18 protein-coding genes, 1 rRNA gene and 1 other RNA gene are annotated in these 19125 nt (G+C 46.7%); 16 read left to right on the top strand and 4 right to left on the bottom strand.

Translation table 11 applies throughout. The annotated features are described in order from the left end of the window. Window positions 1-18: 18 nt before the first annotated feature. The 4 genes from BN3656_RS00470 to BN3656_RS00455 all read left to right on the top strand — a co-directional run bounded on the left by BN3656_RS00470 (window position 19) and on the right by BN3656_RS00455 (window position 4017). Window positions 19-1449 (top strand): hypothetical protein, encoded by a 1431-nt coding sequence (locus BN3656_RS00470; RefSeq protein WP_066542993.1) that lies wholly within the window; start codon window positions 19-21, stop codon window positions 1447-1449. 18 nt (window positions 1450-1467) lie between these two features. Then, entirely contained in the window at window positions 1468-2904 is a 1437-nt protein-coding gene (gene murD / locus BN3656_RS00465; protein ID WP_066542991.1) for a UDP-N-acetylmuramoyl-L-alanine--D-glutamate ligase, read from the top strand. Window positions 2905-2990: 86 nt separating this feature from the next. After that, window positions 2991-3449, top strand: a complete 459-nt coding sequence (locus tag BN3656_RS00460; protein ID WP_331467896.1) for a MarR family transcriptional regulator — start codon at window positions 2991-2993, stop codon at window positions 3447-3449. Between the two features lie 16 nt (window positions 3450-3465). Continuing rightward, complete coding sequence (locus BN3656_RS00455) at window positions 3466-4017, top strand: hypothetical protein (RefSeq protein ID WP_066542989.1); 552 nt, start codon at window positions 3466-3468, stop codon at window positions 4015-4017. Between the two features lie 91 nt (window positions 4018-4108). Here BN3656_RS00455 and nagB read toward each other — a convergent pair whose 3' ends face one another. After that, the gene (nagB, locus tag BN3656_RS00450; protein WP_066542987.1) at window positions 4109-4834 is read right to left on the bottom strand and encodes a glucosamine-6-phosphate deaminase; all 726 of its coding nucleotides are present in this window, start codon (window positions 4832-4834) and stop codon (window positions 4109-4111) included. Between the two features lie 192 nt (window positions 4835-5026). On the opposite strand from nagB, the gene BN3656_RS00445 reads away from it, so the two are divergent. Then, complete coding sequence (locus BN3656_RS00445; RefSeq protein ID WP_081422789.1) at window positions 5027-6328, top strand: DUF6128 domain-containing protein; 1302 nt, start codon at window positions 5027-5029, stop codon at window positions 6326-6328. A 15-nt stretch (window positions 6329-6343) separates the two neighbouring features. Here BN3656_RS00445 and BN3656_RS00440 read toward each other — a convergent pair whose 3' ends face one another. After that, window positions 6344-7039 carry an anaerobic ribonucleoside-triphosphate reductase activating protein gene (locus BN3656_RS00440; protein ID WP_066542985.1) on the bottom strand — a complete coding sequence of 232 codons (696 nt, stop codon included), beginning with the start codon at window positions 7037-7039 and terminating at the stop codon, window positions 6344-6346. Between the two features lie 199 nt (window positions 7040-7238). Here BN3656_RS00440 and tadA point away from each other — a divergent pair, with 199 nt between their 5' ends. Beyond that, window positions 7239-7721 carry a tRNA adenosine(34) deaminase TadA gene (gene tadA / locus BN3656_RS00435; protein ID WP_347460575.1) on the top strand — a complete coding sequence of 161 codons (483 nt, stop codon included), beginning with the start codon at window positions 7239-7241 and terminating at the stop codon, window positions 7719-7721. Window positions 7722-7729: 8 nt separating this feature from the next. On the opposite strand, the gene BN3656_RS00430 is transcribed toward tadA, so the two are convergent. Both BN3656_RS00430 and BN3656_RS00425 read right to left on the bottom strand, forming a co-directional pair. Next, window positions 7730-8833 (bottom strand): sugar diacid recognition domain-containing protein, encoded by a 1104-nt coding sequence (locus BN3656_RS00430; RefSeq protein WP_066542980.1) that lies wholly within the window; start codon window positions 8831-8833, stop codon window positions 7730-7732. Window positions 8834-8846: 13 nt separating this feature from the next. Next, entirely contained in the window at window positions 8847-9026 is a 180-nt protein-coding gene (locus tag BN3656_RS00425) for a DUF6472 family protein (RefSeq protein WP_096807377.1), read from the bottom strand. Between the two features lie 184 nt (window positions 9027-9210). Between BN3656_RS00425 and BN3656_RS00420 the strand changes: the two genes are divergently transcribed. The 10 genes from BN3656_RS00420 to BN3656_RS00375 form a co-directional block, all read left to right on the top strand. Then, entirely contained in the window at window positions 9211-10359 is a 1149-nt protein-coding gene (locus BN3656_RS00420; protein WP_066542979.1) for a glycerate kinase, read from the top strand. A 79-nt stretch (window positions 10360-10438) separates the two neighbouring features. After that, window positions 10439-10700: signal recognition particle sRNA large type (ffs, locus tag BN3656_RS00415), an RNA gene on the top strand. Window positions 10701-10906: 206 nt separating this feature from the next. Continuing rightward, window positions 10907-11986: an ATP-dependent 6-phosphofructokinase gene (locus BN3656_RS00410; RefSeq protein ID WP_066542978.1), complete on the top strand. Its 1080-nt coding sequence runs from the start codon at window positions 10907-10909 to the stop codon at window positions 11984-11986. A 12-nt stretch (window positions 11987-11998) separates the two neighbouring features. Further along, window positions 11999-13690: a DNA polymerase III subunit gamma/tau gene (gene dnaX, locus BN3656_RS00405; protein WP_066542973.1), complete on the top strand. Its 1692-nt coding sequence runs from the start codon at window positions 11999-12001 to the stop codon at window positions 13688-13690. A gap of 58 nt (window positions 13691-13748) precedes the next feature. Beyond that, the gene (locus BN3656_RS00400) at window positions 13749-14105 is read left to right on the top strand and encodes a YbaB/EbfC family nucleoid-associated protein (RefSeq protein ID WP_066542972.1); all 357 of its coding nucleotides are present in this window, start codon (window positions 13749-13751) and stop codon (window positions 14103-14105) included. Next, complete coding sequence (gene recR / locus BN3656_RS00395) at window positions 14105-14701, top strand: recombination mediator RecR (protein WP_066542971.1); 597 nt, start codon at window positions 14105-14107, stop codon at window positions 14699-14701. Before BN3656_RS00400 ends, recR begins: the two co-directional genes overlap by 1 nt. A gap of 30 nt (window positions 14702-14731) precedes the next feature. Next, on the top strand, window positions 14732-16843 hold the full coding sequence (locus BN3656_RS00390; RefSeq protein WP_066542969.1) for a tetratricopeptide repeat protein: 2112 nt from the start codon (window positions 14732-14734) through the stop codon (window positions 16841-16843). Then, window positions 16840-17670, top strand: coding sequence for a Cof-type HAD-IIB family hydrolase (locus tag BN3656_RS00385; RefSeq protein WP_066542967.1), 831 nt, complete (start codon window positions 16840-16842; stop codon window positions 17668-17670). Before BN3656_RS00390 ends, BN3656_RS00385 begins: the two co-directional genes overlap by 4 nt. Before the next feature lie 23 nt (window positions 17671-17693). Continuing rightward, window positions 17694-18410 (top strand): CvpA family protein, encoded by a 717-nt coding sequence (locus BN3656_RS00380; RefSeq protein ID WP_066542966.1) that lies wholly within the window; start codon window positions 17694-17696, stop codon window positions 18408-18410. A gap of 635 nt (window positions 18411-19045) precedes the next feature. Continuing rightward, window positions 19046-19125 (top strand): 16S ribosomal RNA (locus BN3656_RS00375); the annotation flags it as partial.

Raw genomic sequence — 19125 nt, 5'->3', positions numbered from 1 at the left:
CAGCAGAAAGAGGTTTTTATGGAACGATATCAGAAATTTCGGAAGGAATTTCCGCGTTTTTATTATCACGGATATGAGACAGAAGAAACAGAATTTACATATAAGATTACATATGATTTTGAGATAGAGGGATTATCCTCCTTTGCGCCCACCTGGACGTTTCCCAAGACGGTAAATGATGGGAAAATCTGGAAGAAGGACGGTCTGTTCCGGAAAATGATTTTTTCTCTGGGTATGGTCGAGCTGGTAAGCTACTGGAAGATTACCTGCTCACCGGAGGTGATTGTGGAAGCAGGTGTGTTAAATGACCGTCAGATTCTCTGGTGGAAGGATCTGTATTTTAATGGACTGGGAGAGTTTTTCTATGTGAATGATATTTCTGAGGCCAATGCTCAGGATTTTATGGAAATCCACTGCAGGCCATCTGAAACGGAAGACGCATCCGATGTTGTCTGTGATGATCCGGAATTTATTTTTAAACAGGGGCGTCTTTCCTCCGTCAGCGGTTCGGAAAAGGGAGTACTGGTTCCTGTCGGAGGAGGCAAGGATTCCGCAGTGACCCTGGAACTTTTAAAGGGCGCAGGCGTTCCTGTATATGCTTATATTATCAATTCCAGAGGAGCCACAATCCATACCACAGAGGCAGCCGGACTGGATGAGGATCATGTGATTTATGTAAAGCGTACGCTGGATCAGAATATGCTGGAATTAAACCGTCAGGGCTATTTAAACGGCCATACTCCGTTTTCTGCGCTGGTAGCTTTTTCAGGCATTATGGCAGCCAGAATGGCCGGACTTTCCTATGTGGCACTGTCAAATGAATCCAGTGCAAATGAGAGCACCGTAAAGGGAAGTACGGTCAATCATCAGTATTCCAAGAGTTTTAAATTCGAGGAGGATTTTCACCGCTACGAGGCAGAATATCTTCCAGGAAGCGCGTACTATTTCAGTATGCTGCGCCCCTTAAGCGAGTTTCAGATTGCCCGCTTTTTTGCACAGCAGAAGCAGTACCATGCTATTTTCAGGAGCTGCAATGCAGGCAGCAAAACAGACAGCTGGTGCGGACACTGCCCCAAGTGCCTCTTTGTATATCTGATCCTGTCCCCGTTCCTTTCGGAGGAAGAGGTGGAGAAGGTTTTCGGAAGAAATATGCTGCAGGATGAGGAGATGAAGCCTCTTTTGGATCAGCTTACGGGTATTCAGGAGGAAAAGCCCTTTGAGTGTGTGGGAAGCCGGGATGAGATCAATTCTGCCATTGTATTAACGATTGAGCGGATGGAAAAAGAGGGGAAGAAGCTTCCGCTTTTATTTGAACATTATAAAGAAACAGGCCTGTATGAGCGGTATCAGACGGAGAAAAATAAGTTTTCCGCTTATTTTGACAGCAGCAATCTGGTGCCTGAACCCTGGGAAAAATTTGTCAGGGAAAGGTGTACAAAGGAAGCATAGGAGACGAGGAGACGGACTGTGATAGAGAAAATTGATCCCTGGGTACGGGGGAAAAAGATACTTTTGCTGGGCTTTGGAAGAGAGGGGAAATCCACATGGGAGGTGCTGCGGCGTCTGGGAACCTTTCAGTCCGTGGATATCGCGGATCAGTCGGCGCCCGGGGAGCTGCCGGAAGGGATTGGAAAATGGATCAGCGGGCCGGATTACCAGAGCTGTCTGAATGATTATGATGTGGTTTTCAAAAGTCCCGGAGTGGTACTGGAAAAGCCGGTGCAGGATTACAGCTGTCAGATCCTTTCCCAGACAGAGGTGTTTTTCAGGTGCTTCCGCGATCAGATTACCGGTATCACGGGCACCAAGGGAAAGAGTACGATTACCACGCTGCTGTATCATTTGCTCAAACATGCAGGATACGATACGGTTCTGGCAGGAAATATCGGAATTCCCGTGTTCGATCTTATGGAAGAGATCGTACCGGAAACAAAGATTGTGTGTGAGCTTTCCTGCCATCAGCTGGAATACATGACCGTTTCACCCCATATTGCCATTTTATCAAATATCCATGAGGAGCATCTGGATCACTATGGTACGATGGAAAAATATGTACGGGCCAAGGAGCACATTTTCTTAAATCAGACCCCGGAGGATGTGCTGATCTGCAACGTTCAGTGTCTGCCTGAGCCGGGGGAGTGTGTTTCCAGACTGATTACTGCAAAGTCCTCCTTCCCTGAGCCGCCGCTTGAGCGTTTCTGGAAAACAGAGGGGAATCTGGCAGACAGAAAAAAACGGGAAGAAACCCCTGTTTTGTATGTAGAGGAAAAGGATGGCGTTACATCCATCTGCTATGAGGGCCGTCGTTATAAGATCCCGACCGGTCAGATCCGCCTTTTGGGCCAGCATAATTATTTTGATATTGGTATGGCTTATGCAGTGTGCAGCCTGCTGGGAATGGCAGAGGAAACGTTTACGGAAGGCCTTAAGGAGTATGAGCCCCTTCCTCATCGCTTACAATTTCTGGGAGAAATACAGGGCGTTAAATATTATGATGATTCCATTTCTACAATCTGTGAGACAGCAATTCAGGCGTTAAAAACTCTGAAGGACACAGATACCATCTTAATCGGCGGCATGGACAGAGGAATTGATTACCGAGAGCTGATCGAATATCTGTCACAGTCGCAGGTGCCCCATATTATATTGATGGAGGCCACAGGAAAGAGGATTTTTGAGGAAATCGCGGCAGATTATCCTGATTTTGAAAATCCGTCCAGACTGCTGTTGGCAGAGCATCTGAAGGACGCAGTTTGTCTTGCCAAGAAGGTTACAAGGCCTGGCCGCAGCTGTGTTATGTCGCCTGCAGCTGCCAGCTACGGCATATTCCGGAATTTTGAAGAGCGCGGCGAGGAATTTAAACGTCTGGTGCTTGAAAATGAGCAGCAGGACACAGTTTTTTAAGAATTTTATAAGCATTTTAGGACTTGTATGACACAGGAAAATACTGTACAATCAGTAGAGCGTATCTGAGAAGGATACTGAGGAAAGTGAAAGGAAGAGACGTGGAGACTTACGATACACTGAACGATGTATTGGTAAATCTGTTCCGGGATATCAATGATATCGAAGAGAAGGCCATTACCAGCTATGAGAACAAGGATCTGACCAGTAATGATATGCATGTCATCCATGCGATCGGCGTTGGAACGAAGAAAAATATGTCATCCATCGCAAAGGAGCTGTCAGTGACGGTAGGAACACTGACCATCTCTATGAACAGCCTTGTAAAAAAAGGCTATGTGGTGCGGAGCCGCAGCACAGAGGACAGGCGGGTGGTTCATATTTCACTTTCTGAAAAAGGAATCAAGGCATACGAGTACCATAAGTATTTTCATGAACAGATGATACAGGGAGTGATGGACGTTCTCACAGAGGAAGAGATGAACGCTCTTGTAAAAGCGCTGACAAAGCTGACCTCCTGGTTCCGTAGCTTTGAGAAGAATTAAAGGAGGCAGTTTTTAAATGAAAAAATGGTTATTGGGTATGATGGCGGCAGTTATGGCAGTTTCTCTGGCAGCCTGCACGCCTACTACCGAGAAGCAGAAGGAAGAGACAACCACAGTTTCAGCGGAAAATTCGGAACCGGCAGTTGTTCCTACTACCGGCGGGGCTTCAGACAAGGTTCCCGATCCAAATGTAGAACCTGTAGCTGTTATTTCTATTTACCACAAAGGCGACGGAGACAGCCTGGTTCAGGAGATGGATTCTCTTGACGACGACGACCTCAATGCTCAGGCACTGGTAGACAGGATGATCGGATACGGCGTTTTCACCGAGGGAACAGAGGTTATTTCCTTTGATAAAACCGGCGAAGAGGAAAATGCAAAAGGCGTTCTGAACTTAAATCAGGCGAAAAATAACGAAGGTGTTACAGAAACTCAATTTTTGGTAGAAATTGGAAATACATTTATAGAGAATTTTGAGCTTTCCACACTTACAGTCCAGATCAATGGACAGGATATGGAAGGCGCGTCCGCGCTTGAATATTTGACGGCGTTTGAGGATGTGGAGTAAATAAGCTTCAAATAAAACAGATAAAATAAAACTGACAGGAAGCGGCTTTAGATGAACCGTTTTCTGTCAGTTTTTTAGTGCTTTTTAATGATTAAAACTCAGCCATAGCCGCTTCGTCAGCCACTACGATTACATTATTGTGAAGCTGTAAGATAGAAGCGGGAACCTGAGGGGTTACAGGGCCACAGAGAGCTTCGCGGAGGATGCGGGCCTTATCTGCACCGCTGGCAATCAGAAGGATTGTCTTTGCCTGCATGATGGTCTTGATACCCATGGTATAAGCCTGTCTGGGAACATCGTCGATAGAAGCGAAGAAGCGCTTGTTTGCCTCAATGGTGCTCTCTGTTAAATCAACGCAGTGAGTCATTTTTGCAAATTCAGAATCAGGCTCATTGAAACCGATGTGGCCGTTGTGTCCGATTCCTAAAAGCTGCAGATCAATGCCGCCGATATCATCGATCACACGGTTGTAGCGGGCACACTCAATGGCGCTGTCCGGCTCTGTTCCATCAGGAATATTTGTGTTATTTAAGTCAATATTGATATGTTTAAAGAGATTATTATACATAAAATAATAGTAACTCTGATCGTTATCCTTTGTAAGTCCCTTGTACTCGTCCAGGTTTACTGTCTTTACATTGGAGAAATCCAGATCGCCCTTGTTGTACCATTCGATCAGCTGCTTGTAGGTACCGATCGGTGAAGAACCGGTAGCCAGTCCCAGCACGCAATTAGGCTTCATGATTACCTGTGCGGAAATGACATTGGCAGCTTGGCGGCTCATTTCATCATAATTTTTTGCTTTGCAGATTCTCATAATAATATCCACCCTTTCCGTAAAATGAAAATTATTTTTGCAATTTTCTCCATATAGAATAGCATTTTCTCGACATACTTTCAAGGGGAAAAACATATAAATAATGGTAACAGCGGAAACCGGGCTGCCATCTGGGGACAGGCAGACAGGTCTGGGGTGGAGCGATTTGGAAATGGTGCAAGGAGTAGGAAAATGGTGAATTATAGAAGATTGATTTCTTATATTTACGCATATGAAGGAAGCGCAAAGGGGAAAAATATAGGATTTGCCAAGCTGGAAACCAGAAGCGGCCAGTGCAGGTTGAATGTAAATGTAAAAAAGGTTTATTCAGGAGGAAGCGATCTGGGGGTGTATCTGCTGGCGCCTGATAAAGAGATTTTTCTGGGTAATATTTTTATTCACAATGGAGCGGGCGAGTTCAGAGCTGTGATTCCGATGGAAAATATTGGAGGATCTGGCTGTGCTATGGAAATCTGCTATGGCCTTTCCGTCCATGAAAAGGAAGAAGACTGGCGGGTGTATAAGACGATTTGGGAGGATGCAGTTACTCAGGCCGCAGAGGTAGATCTGGCAGAGGTAACGTCTCAGAATGTAGGGGATGAGAGCGAGCAGATCCATAGAAAGCTGACGGAACTGAATCAGGAAATTCAGGCAGAGGAGGAACGTCTGGAGGCGGAGAGAGCGAAATTAGTTTTAGAAGAAAAGGAACGGGAAGCGGCCAGGGAGGAGACGAAAGAGCCGGAGGAAGATGAAATACAGATTGAAAAGGCAGAGATGGCTTTAAAAGATGAAAAGGAAGGATCAGAGGCCCCGCATAGCGAAGAAGATGTGGAAGCAGGCGGTCAGGATCATCCGGAAGATAATCAGAGAATGGGAAGCGGTACCCAAATGCTTTTGCAGAACCTAAATAAAGTAGGAAATATATTGGGAATACTGCCGGCCGGACATGAGAAGCCTGTGGAAGAAAAAGAACAGGCCAGAGAGGAGGCAGCGCAGGAGCCATCAGAGCCATTAGCCTCCCATCCGGCTCGCGTTTCTTTGCCTCAGGAGGAGGAATTTCCTTTAGAAAATCCCGAAAAGCTGGCGCGTCTGGAGCAGGAAGAAAGCGCCGGCAGTCCGGAGCTTTTGTGGGAAGCCTTCCGAAAGCGCTATCCCAAGATACAGGCTTTTGACAGTCCGGGTACCATCGAGATTCTTACCATCCGTCCTCAGGATATCGGCCTTTTACCGAGGGAAAACTGGACGTATGGAAACAACAGCTTTCTGCTTCATGGCTATTATAATTACCGGTATCTGGTATTTGCCCGTGTAGGCGATGAGGCGCGCAAACGGGTACGCTATATTCTGGGGGTTCCGGGCCATTATTACAGCAGCGAAAAATATATGGCTTCCATGTTCGGGTTTCCGCATTTTGTTCTTGCCAAAAAACAGCCGGTTCAAAACGGCCGGTTCGGTTACTGGTATGCAGATGTCAGTATGGAAAATACGGACTGACAGGCCATGCAAGGATCAGTCGATTCCACGGAGCCTGACGATTCCGGCATAGGGGGATACAATCCGGGCAAATTCCTCCATTTCTTCCCGGGAAAAGCTTTTGCAGGAATCGGGGGACAGTACCTGGCCGGACTCCTGATAAGACTGCAGAAAGTATTGTCCGCACCCCTGGATCCATGGCCCGATTTCCTCAAAATCACTTTTATCATGGAGGCCTTTTACAACGGTCGTACGAAATTCAAAGGGGACAGAACCATTTAAAAGAAAACGGATACTTTGGTCGATTCGTTCCAGATTCAGCCCGGTGCGCCCGCTTACATGCGCATAATGGCTTTTTCCTGCTTTGATATCCATAGCTACATAGTCTAAAAGCCCTTTTTCGCAAAGATTAATGAGCACATTCGGCTGGTATCCGTTTGTATCCAGCTTTACTGCCAGCCCAAGACTGCGGACAAACCGTATAAAATCCTCCAGATCTGGCTGCAGAGTTGGTTCTCCTCCGGTGATGCAGACACCCTCCAATATGTTCTTTCGTTTCTCTAAAAATGTCATTACTTCTTCCTGAGAGCAAAGTGCCTCAATATCGCGTCCAAGCAGCTCGCTGTTGTGGCAGAAAGGGCAGGCAAAGCTGCATCCGCCGGTAAAGATCGTGGCAGCTACCTTTCCCGGAAAGTCCAGAAGCGTTGTTTTCTGAAGCCCGCATAATTTCATAGTTTTTTATCCTCCTTTGCAAAATTTATGATTTCATTTATAATTAGGATATCAGGGGCAGAAGTCTTTTGGCCTCAACATATATAAGGAGGTCTGTCTTATGACCGAACAGGAAATAGCTCTGGCAAATGCAAAGGGACTTGAAACCCGCAGACGCCGCTGGGAGCAGAGAAATGAGAAAAAACGTCTGGCTGCCCTTGTGGCAGAGGAGGCTGCAAGAGCGGCCCGCCGGGCAGATGAAGCCTTTATGAAGGAAGCGGTCCGTCAGGCAAAAAAAGCGGCTGCGATTGGAGACGTCCCAATCGGCTGCGTGATTGTAAAAGAGGGCCGTATCATTTCCAGAGGCTACAACCGTCGGAATGCAGATAAAACGGTTCTTTCCCATGCAGAAATTACAGCCATAAAAAGAGCCTGCAAAAAAGAGGGAGACTGGCGGCTGGAGGATTGTACGCTGTATGTCACGCTGGAGCCCTGTCCCATGTGTGCCGGAGCCATTGTACAGGCCAGAATCCCCCGTGTTGTCATTGGTTCCATGAATGCGAAGGCGGGCTGTGCCGGTTCGGTATTAAATATTCTTAAAGAGCCGGGATTTAATCATCAGGTAAAAGTAGAAACAGGTATTCTTGGGGAAGAATGTTCCTGTCTGATGACGGATTTTTTTAAGGAGCTGAGGCGCGGATAAGGATTTGTTTACCGGGAGGCACTGTTTTTCTGCCATATTTTCAGACCCAGATACAGGGAAACTGCGTCCCGGAAGATCCGGGGATCGTATCCGGTTATTTTCGCAATGCGTTTCAGCTTATACTGAAGCGTGTTTTTGTGGAGAAACAGACGTGATCCGGTATTTGTCAGTGACATATTCTCATCATAATACACCTGGAGGAGACGAAAATCATCCTCGTTCAGTCCGGAAACAGTCTTTTGCAGGTAATCTTTCTGACAGTCCGGATTTATGCTGTTTAACAGGATTTCTATATCCAGCTCTTCAAAACAGCAGAAGGGAATTTCTGAAAATTGTGCTGCTCCCAGAGAGGTCAATGCTTCCCGGTAGGAGTGGTATAGATGCGGCAGATTACAGGCAGTTCCCAGACCTGCTGAAAGAATGTCTTTTTGAATGGAAGCAAAATGCATTAATCGTTTTTTGCATTTTTGCTGCTCATCTTCAGGAATAAGGGCAATATATTCTCTGGGGTATTCAAAACAGCTGAATGCAATTCCAACGGATTGAAGAAGCTGTCTTAAATCCCGTTCAAACATGGAGATATTAGCCGGATGATACCGTTCGTTCAGCCGGATGCAGCACACCAGAAAGCGGCTGTCAGCTGAAAGCTGAAATTCTTCCAGACAGTTTTCTAAAAAACTGGGATCTGTTTCTTCGCAGTGGATCAGAGAATGAACCAGATACTGAATTTTCTCCTGTCTGGAACGGGTAGCGGCAGCCAGTTCCTGCTCACGGATTAAGAGATCTGTAATCCGCAGGGCAAGATAGCCGAATTTGCGTACCTCCTCCGGCGGCCCGCTGATCCCGATGACTGCAAGAAGGATTCCCTGATGAAAAATGGGAATATTTACGCCCTTTTGCGTTCCCTGAAAGCTGCCGTCACTTTGTACCTCGATTGTAGTTTTTATTTTGGCGGCTCGCTGCCCGATCTCATGAAATTCTCCGATCCGCTGTTTGTCTGTACTGGCGAAAATAGTGCCTGAAGGGGCGATGAAGTTGATATCTCTGCCGCATACATCCTTTACCGTATCCACAATCTGCTGTGCCAGACGGCGGCTTACTTTTGTGATCATCCATATCCTCCTGTCAGATCTGCTTTTTTACAATCTGGTACTCGTCTCCAAATCGATAGTAAGGACAGTCTTTGAATTCTCCCCGGATAAACCGGACCATTTCATCCTCATCCAAATCCTTTGTACAGATATAGCAGTCGTAATCTTCGTCGTATTCATAATTCATGCAGGATTCGCAGTTTGTTTGTGCCATGGCCGTTCCTTTCTTTGAATGTTTCTGTAATTTCTGCCATATTGTTACTGATAATATATTATAAAGCAAATTATAACATAAAATCAGTATATATAACATATCTATTTCCCTGTTTTACAGCTACAATAGAAGAGAAAACAGAGATTAAAACAGAAAATTCAGGTCCGTAAAGGAGGAAGTTCATATGAAGGTAACAATTGCAATTGATTCATTTAAAGGAAGTCTTTCATCTATGGAGGCGGGAAATGCGATCCGGACAGGAATTCATCGTGTTTATCCTGACGCTCAGGTAGAGGTGCGTCCTCTTGCGGATGGAGGAGAGGGGACTGTAGATGCCCTGGCAGCAGGAATGAATGGGGTGATTCACGAAATTTCCGTAACCGGCCCTTTGGGAGAACCCGTTACAGCACGTTATGGCATGATTGAAAGCACACAGACGGCTATTATGGAGATGTCCCAGGCTGCGGGCATTACATTAGTGCCTCCGGAAAAGAGAAATCCTCTTTATACTACAACCTATGGAGTTGGTGAAATGATACGGGATGCCATGGACAAAGGCTGCCGGCGTTTTATCATGGGAATCGGCGGAAGTGCAACCAATGACGGCGGTGTGGGAATGCTTCAGGCGCTGGGTTATGATTTTCTGGATGAAGAAGGAAAACAGGTACCCTATGGCGCGCGGGGACTGGAGCTTTTAAAAACCGTTTCCGGAGAAAATGTGCTTCCGGAACTTGCAGACTGCCAGTTCTATATTGCCTGCGATGTAACCAATAAGCTTTGCGGTGATCTTGGCTGCAGTGCAGTTTACGGCCCTCAGAAGGGGGCTGATCCGGAGATGATCCGCCAGATGGACCGGTGGCTGGAGCGGTATGCCCTTCTGGCCCGTCAGTCCTTCCCGAAAGCAGATCCCAATCAGCCGGGAACGGGAGCGGCAGGTGGTCTGGGATTTGCATTCCTTTCGTTTACAAATGCAGTGCTGGAATCCGGGATTAAGCTGGTATTAGAGGAAACCCGGCTGGCAGATTATATTAAGGATGCGGATATTGTAATTACAGGAGAGGGGCGCATGGACGCTCAGACTGCTATGGGAAAAGCGCCGGAGGGTGTTGCCCGTCTTGCCAAAACCTTTGGAAAGCCGGTTTTGGCTTTTGCGGGTGCTGTAACCAGAGATGCAGCTGCCTGCAACAGTGCTGGAATTGATGCCTTTTTCCCCATTCTCCGCTCCGTTGTGTCCTTAGAGGAGGCCATGGATCTGGAAACGGCCGCATCCAATATGGCGGATACGGTGGAGCAGGTGTTTCGGGTGATCCGGGCGGCCGGGTTTGTGGGATGAGGCTTAAATCTCCTTGACAAACCCGCCCCCCAACGCTATACTAAATAGGCAATTCATTTATAACCCAGTCATAAGCTTTCCACGCAGCCGGGGAGATAGCGGTGCCCTGAACCTGCAATCCGCTCCAGCAGGGGTGATACCTTGCCTCGGGCAGAACATTGCGGAGCTGCCTTATGTAAGTGGCGTTGACGTTTGGGTCTTACGCAACGGGAATCTGTGAACCGTGTCAGGACAGGAATGTAGCAGCACTAAGCAGAAGCTCTCGTGTGCCGTAAGGCAGCCTGGATCGAGCTAACTGCATGAGTAACGTCCGTGATGCCTGCACAAAGCAAGGTGCGTGGATTTTATAATGAATATATGAGACCTGAGAAAAAGCAGCGCGGATCTGGCGGTGTATTCTCAGGCCTTTTTCGTTTTTATTTTACACTTGCCCCAATATTCCCTTTGCGCTATAATTACAAAATGGGTATAATATAACCATTCCTGCGTATCAGTGCCCACACGGCCGGTATGCAGAGTCTGACACTCTGAAATGGAGGAACGCAATATGAGAAGAATAGGAATCTTAACCAGCGGTGGCGACTGCCAGGCATTAAACGCTACTATGCGCGGTGTGGCAAAATCCTTATATAATATGCTGGATGATGTAGAGATCATTGGTTTTGAGGACGGTTATAAGGGGCTGATGTATGCAGATTACCATATTATGAAGCCATCCGATTTTTCCGGTATTCTCACTCAGGGCGGAACGATCCTGGGAACTTCCCGTCAGCCTTTTAAGCAGATGCGTGTGCCGGATGAGAATGGTCTGGATAAGGTAGAATCTATGAAGCATACCTATAGAAAGCTGAAACTCAGCTGTCTGGTCGTTCTCGGCGGAAACGGAAGCCAGAAAACAGCCAATCTCCTCAGCGAGGAGGGCCTTAACGTGGTTTCCCTGCCCAAAACCATTGATAATGATCTCTGGGGGACGGATATGACCTTCGGATTTCACAGTGCAGTGGAGATTGCGACCAATGCCATTGACTGTATCCATACCACAGCCGCTTCCCATGGCCGTGTATTTATTGTAGAGGTTATGGGGCATAAGGTAGGCTGGCTTACCCTTTATGCAGGCATTTCTGGCGGAGCCGACATTATCCTTCTTCCTGAAATCCCATATGATATCAACGTAGTCTGCGATGCGATCACAAAGCGTTCCAAAGCAGGCAAGCGTTTTTCTATTCTGGCAGTGGCAGAGGGGGCTATTTCAAAAGAAGATGCCGGCATGACGAAAAAGGAATTAAAGGAAAAGAAAAAGAACGGAGTGGTTTATCCGTCGGTTGCCTATGAGATTGGAGCAAGAATCCAGGAGGTGACAGGAAGCGAGGTCCGCGTCACTGTTCCAGGACATATGCAGCGAGGAGGAGAACCCTGTCCTTACGACCGTGTGCTTGCTACCAGACTGGGTGCGGCTGCAGCCAGACTGATTGCAGATGAGGAATATGGCTATATGGTGGCTTTAAAAAATAATGAGATTACCAAGGTGCCTCTCTCTGAGGTGGCAGGTAAATTAAAGACCGTGGATCCTGGATGCTCCATGATAAAGGAGGCAAAAATGGTCGGGATCAGTTTCGGAGACGAATAAGGAGCAGGCCCTATGTCATATATGGCTTTATATCGGAAATGGCGGCCGGTGTCCTTTGAGGATGTTAAGGGCCAGGATCCGGTAGTACAGACACTAAAAAATCAGATTACTTCAGATCGGATCGGTCATGCCTATCTGTTCTGCGGAACCAGAGGTACGGGAAAAACCAGTATTGCAAAAATCTATGCCAGAGCAGTAAACTGTGAGCATCCGATCGATGGAAGTCCATGCAACCAGTGTGCCTCCTGCCGCGCCATTTTAGAGGGAAGCTCTATGAATGTGGTGGAGATTGATGCGGCTTCTAACAATGGCGTGGAAAATATCCGGGATATCAGGGAACAGGTACAGTATCCGCCGACAGAGGGAAAATACAGAGTTTACATCATTGATGAGGTTCACATGCTTTCCATTGGAGCCTTCAATGCTTTGTTAAAAACATTGGAGGAGCCGCCGGCTTATGTGATTTTTATTCTGGCGACTACAGAGGTTCATAAGATTCCTATTACGATTTTATCCCGATGCCAGAGATATGATTTTAAGCGCATTTCTCTGGAAACCATTGCAGACCGGTTAAGAGAGCTGACTCAGGCAGAGCAGATCCAGGCAGAAGATAAGGCGCTAATGTATATTGCAAAGGCCGCTGATGGCTCTTTGCGAGACGGCTTAAGCCTGCTTGATCAGTGTGTTGCCTTCCATTACGGCAAACTTTTGACTTATGAAAATGCCCTTGAGGTTCTGGGTGCAGTGGATTCCAGCGTATTCAGCCGTATGTTCAATGCGGTTGCAGATGGGAGAACCCGCGACTGTATCACAGAACTGGAAGAAATTGTAATTCAGGGCCGGGAGCTGGGACAGTTTGTTACAGATTTCATCTGGTATCTGCGAAATCTTCTTCTGGTTCAGAGTGCAGATGATCCGGAGGGGTTAGTGGATCTGTCGGAAGAGAATCTAAAGCAGCTGAAGGCAGATGCTGTTAAGACAGACGGAAATACCCTTATGCGCTATATACGGGTATTTTCAGATTTGTCCAGCCAGCTGCGCTATGCCAGCCAGAAACGTGTTTTGCTGGAAGTGGCTTTGATCCGTCTGACACACCCGGCTATGGAGCCGGATCTGGATTCTGTTTTACAGAGGATTCATCAGCTGGAGGAACAGTTAGAGGATATAGAGGCCAGAGGAATCAGTGTAGGCCAGGGGACTTATGGAGCGGCAGGCAGTATGGCTGCCTTCGGAACTTGTGGCCTTCCGGGGCAGCCGTCAGCCGGCTCCGATCCTGCAGGCAGTTTGCAGCAGCCCCCTTCCGGTGATTCGGGACAGACGTCTGCCGGAATTTCAATGGGTTCAGCGGCAGAAATCATTTCCCTTCCCAAAGCGCAGCTGGAGGATTTAAATCTCATACGCAATGAATGGGCCAAAATTGTCCGCAACATCGGCGGTGGAGCCAGATCCTATCTGCGGGATACCGTAGTAGAACCCGGAGGGGAAGGCTGTCTTACCATTGTATTTTTAGACCCTATGAGCTATGATATGGGCAAGCGCCCTACGGTGATTGGAGAATTGGAGCGGAAAGTAGAGGCTGCCTACGGCAAATCCATTTATTTTAAAACAAGACTGGCAGGCCGGGGTGAACGTCTGGATACTATTTACGTTACAAAAGAGGATCTGGAAGAAAAGATCCATATGGATATTACTTACGAAGACTGATATATTTTCATATAAAACAGGCCTGTAAAGGCCAGACAGAAAGAGGAGGAACATCACCATGGCAAAACGTGGCGGATTCCCGGGCGGTATGCCGGGAAATATGAATAATCTTATGAAGCAGGCACAGCGTATGCAGCGCCAGATGGAAGAGACAACAAAGGCATTAGAGGAAAAGGAATATACAGCAGCAGCAGGCGGCGGAGCGGTAACAGTAACGGTTTCCGGCAAAAAGGAAGTAGTTTCTGTTAAGCTGGCAGAAGAGGTAGTGGATCCGGATGATATTGAGATGCTTCAGGATCTGATTGTGGCAGCTACCAATGAAGCCTTCCGCCAGATGGAGGCCGACAGTGCAGAGGCCATGTCCAGACTGACCGGAGGACTGGGCGGTGCTTTAGGCGGAGGCTTTCCTTTCTAATGGATTATTACAGCAGTCAGATCAGCAGACTGATCGAAGAATTGTCCAAGCTCCCCGGAGTAGGCGCAAAATCTGCCCAAAGACTTGCGTTTCATATCATAAATATGCCTAAGGAGCAGGTAGAACAGCTGGCAGGAGCCATGACCGGCGCCAGAAATAATGTCCGCTACTGCAAAGAGTGCTTTACGCTCACAGACAAGGAGCTTTGTCCAATCTGCAGCAGTACAAAACGCGACCACAGTACGATTATGGTAGTAGAAAACACCCGCGACCTGGCAGCTTATGAGAAAACCGGCAAATATAACGGAGTCTATCATGTGCTCCATGGAGCGATTTCTCCCATGCTGGGGATTGGCCCTAATGATATTAAGTTGAAGGAGTTAATGCAGCGCCTTCAGTCAGATGTGGAGGAAGTTATTATTGCAACCAATTCCAGTCTGGAAGGCGAAACGACAGCAATGTATATCAGCAAGCTGATCAAGCCGACCGGAATCAGAGTTACACGGATCGCCAGCGGTGTGCCCGTAGGCGGAGATCTGGAATACATCGACGAGGTAACGCTGCTTCGGGCGCTGGAAGGAAGGACCGAGCTTTAAAATGCCGCTTACGGCAGGGAGATGCATAAGATGGATAAATATGAGTTTAATTTAAGGATTGATCAGATTAAGAAGAAAATTGCCTCAGAAGATTTTGAGACAGCGATGAAGATCGCGGATACCATTGACTGGAGAAGAGTCCGCAATATCAATATCCTGTCTATGGTTTCCGGGGTTTATGAAAAAAATGGAGAATATCAGGAAGCAAAGGATATTCTTCTTCTGGCTTTTGAACGGGCCCCTATGGGAAAGCGCCTTCTGTACAAGCTGGCCGAGCTGGCAATTAAAGAAGGAAGTCCGGATGAGGCAGAGGATTATTACCGGGAATTTTGTGAGCTGGCTCCGGAAGACCCCAGACAGTACATTCTGCGCTATTTGATTTTGGGAGCTAAGGGAGCGCCGGTAGAGCAGCTGATCCATACTCTGGAGCAGTACTGCAATGTAGAACTGGATGAGAAATGGCTTTATGAGCTGGCAGAGCTTTATAATGCGGCCCATATGGAGCAGCTTTGTGTGATGACCTGTGACAAGATTATGCTTATGTTTGGGACGGGAAAATATGTAGACAAGGCGATTGACTTAAAGGTTCAGTATGCTCCCCTTACAGACTATCAGATGGATCTGGTGGAAAATAAGGATAAATATGAGGCCCGATTGAAGGCTGTAGAAACAGAATATAATAAGAAAAAGCCTATGGTTCTTCCGATTGATGAGGAAGATGCACAGGCAGAGCAGGAAGCAGAGGATGCTTATGTGTATCAGCAGGAAGCAGCCTATACAAAAGAGCCTGAACCGGAAGAGAAAGTTTTAGAGGAGCAGCCAGAGACGGTGTTTGACGACGAAGAAACAGGGGAAGAAGAAGCCTTTTCCAATGCTGTACAGGAGCCTGAAGAGGAACAGGAGCTGTCCTGTGAGGAAGAAGAATCAGAAGCGGACAGTGAGCCGGAGGTGTCTTCTGAGCCGGAAGTTGTTTCCGGCTCATCAAAAGAAGACGAAACCCTCCGTGCACAGCTTCACGAGGCCGAAGCTCAGGAGGATCTTGCGAAGGAAATGTCCCGGCTGGCAGAGGAGCATGGATACAGCGAGGAAACTCAGGCGGCCCAGACACAGGTGCTGGCGGATATACGTCATTTGAAAAAAGGACCGATGTATAGCGGATCAAATCATCTGATGATTGAGGCAGATGAACCGGAAAAGGGTTTTGAGCTGGCGGTAAAGACATTAAAACGGATTCATCAGGAAACAGGCGCTAAAAATCAGGCTGCAAAGATTACAGGAGCCCGTTTAAATAACAGAGGAATTTTTACTCTGTCAGATAAGCTTACGGGAAAAGACCTGATTATCGAACAGGCCGGAGATATGAATGAGTCGATTCTTCAGGAGCTCAATCAGCTTATGGCAAGAGATGAAACCGGTATGAGTGTGGTGCTGATCGATACCGCAGAGCGTTTGGAGGAGCTCCACAAAACCTATCCGGGACTGGCTAAGAGGTTTGAGTGCATTGGGACCTCTGTGAAGGAGCAGGAGAAAGAAGCAGAGCCGGATAACCGTCCGGTTCGTGCGGTGAGGCTTCATGAAGCTCCTGCATCTGCGGCACCTGTCCGCATGAAAAAGATGGTTGAGCAGGAAGCGATAGAGACGAAGGGAAATGTTCTTCCGTCCCGTCCTGCGTATCAGGCAGCTTTTCATCCTTCTGAAACGGAAGAAGAGAAGAGGCCGGCAGCACCATCCGAAAAAGCTGGAGAAACAAGAGAGGCTGTACAGGCAGCTAAGCCGGCTGCGGCGAAACGCAGACAGGTAATTCCTCTGGTTCCCGAACCTCCGGTACAGACTGAGAAAGAGCCTGTTTTGGAAGAACCTGAGCAGGAAATGGATATTGATGAGTTTGCAAAATATGCCTGTGAATATGCCGGCAGTATTGACTGCAGTATTTCAGGCAAGAGCATGCTGGCTCTTTATGAACGAATCGAAATTATGGAAGAAGATGGAGAAAAGCTGACAAAGGCTGCTGCAGAAGCTCTGATTGAAGAGGCGGCAGACAAAGCAGAAAATCCGTCCCTGTTCAAAAAAATGACGGGGCTGTTCTCTTCTAAATATGACAAAGCAGGACTTCTTATTTTGAAAGAGGAGCATTTTATATGAAAAAACAGATTCGTCTGATTGCCCTGGATCTGGATGGTACGCTTTTAGATGACCAGAAGCGTCTGCCGGAGAATAACATAGAGGCCCTGGCGGAATGTGCCCGCCGGGGCATACAGGTTGTGCCGACTACTGGTCGTCCTGCAGATGGGATTCCAAAGGAGCTGCGCTCTATTCCGGGAGTTCGCTATGCAATAACGACCAATGGAGGCGCAGTGGCAGATCTGAAAACCGGAAAGCGGTTAAGCCAGTGTGTTCTTTCCAATGAACAGGCATTACAGATTTTAGAAATAGTCCGACATTACCATGTGATGTATGATCCGTATGTACAGGGCCGCGGCATTACACAATCCAGCTTCTTTGAACATATGGAAGAATTTGGAATCAGTCCGGCTGTTCAGGAGCTGGTAAGGGCTACCAGAGATGTAGTGCCGGATATTTATCAGTATATGGCTGAAACAAAAAGCTGTGCTGAAAAGATAAACGTTTTTTTGGCAGACCTCTCAGACAAAGAGATTTTGCGGGAGAAGCTGTCTTCTGTCGGAGGCCTTGCAATCAGCTCCTCTATGTATAATAATCTGGAGATAAATGCAGAGGCAGCTACCAAGGGAAATGCACTTTTGTGGCTGGCAGATCATCTTGGCATTGCCAGAGAAGAAACAATGGCGTTTGGAGACGGTGAAAATGATATTTCCATGCTGAAAGCGGCCGGAATCGGGATTGCCATGGGAAATGCTTCTGACCAGGTCAAGGCTGCTGCAGATGAGGTGACGCTTACAAATGAGCAGGCCGGAGTTGCAGCCGCCATCCGAACCTGGATACTTAAATAATAAAGACCGAAAGAAGTACAGGCATGATAATGGAACACTGGCTGCCCATCGCGGCAGCCGTATTTTTGATAGGAATGGTTTTATATGGCCATCACAGAGGATTTTTGAGACAATGCGTTTCTGTGGGAGCGCTGGTACTTACCATTTGTCTTGTAAAGATAGTCACGCCGTCCGTGACAGAATTTATCGAGAGTAATCCTCAGATACACAACCGGGCAGCTGAGATTATTTTGACCGCATCCGGCTGGGATGAATCGGGAGAGGGCGACATACAAGCGCCGGCCTCTCAGAGAACCGTCATTGAAGGATTGAAATTGCCCCAGTTTATAAAGGATATGCTGATAGAAAATAATAACAGCGAGTTTTACAATATTTTGGGAGTGGAGCAGTTTACAGAATATATTACAGCATGTCTGGCTGATATGGCAATCCATGTTGTCTGCAGTGTGCTTATTTTTATTTTAAGTTATGTCCTGATCCGTTTTTTGATTTACTGGCTGGATTTGATTGCGAGACTTCCCATTATATGCGGTTTAAATCAGCTGGCGGGAGCCTTTCTGGGATTGGCTCAGGGGCTTTTGATTTTATGGATTGCAGGCATGGTGCTGAAATTTTTTGAAGCCGCACCCATAGGACTGATTCTTGAACAGCAGATTCGCGCCAGCAGCTGGCTTTCGTTTCTGTATCAATACAATCCCCTGGATTTTCTGTTCAGCGGTTTTATAAGAGGAAATTTTTAATAAAGGCTGTATATTTGTGCGCTGCCGTATATTTACGGAAGCGCATATTTAATATATTCACACAATAATATCTTCAATTTAAATAATTCAAGCGTAAACATCAAATTTATGTTGCGATCGGCTCTGTTTTTTAAATCACTATATATAGGAATGTGTTTGTAAAATGCGCATATATTGTGGTTTGGGCTTGGGCGTAAACTTCCGTTAAAAATTGTTGAAAAAAATGGAACAAATTCCCTTGACATTTAAACGGTAAAATGCTATATTATAGTTCCACTGCGAAAACAGTGGAAATGACTTTGAAAAAAGTTAAAAAAGTTGTTGACAGATACAGTTGCTTATGATAAGATATAAAAGTTGCTGTTGAGAACAACAAAACAACAACGAAAAATAAAATAAAAAAGTTGTTGACAAGCAAAACGACTTATGATAAAATATCAGAGTTGCTTGTGAGCGACGACAAAGAAGTTCCTTGAAAATTGAAGATTAAACAGTATGTAAAACCCTGAAAATTCTAACAATTCAAAAGGTTTGGTTTAGACCTTAGGATTTGAGAAAATTCAGAACAAAAACCAAGTAAAACGGTTTAAGATAACATTAGCCAAGCTAAGTAATCTTGAATAAGAATCAACTTTAAACATGAGAGTTTGATCCTGGCTCAGGATGAACGCTGGCGGCGTGCCTAACACATGCAAGTCGAGCGAAGCGGTTTTAA

The organism is Clostridium sp. AT4, assembly GCF_001517625.2.
Taxonomy (GTDB): domain Bacteria; phylum Bacillota; class Clostridia; order Lachnospirales; family Lachnospiraceae; genus Enterocloster.
Note: the sequence above shows the minus strand (reverse complement) of the source record. Positions and strands in the feature narration are given on the sequence as shown.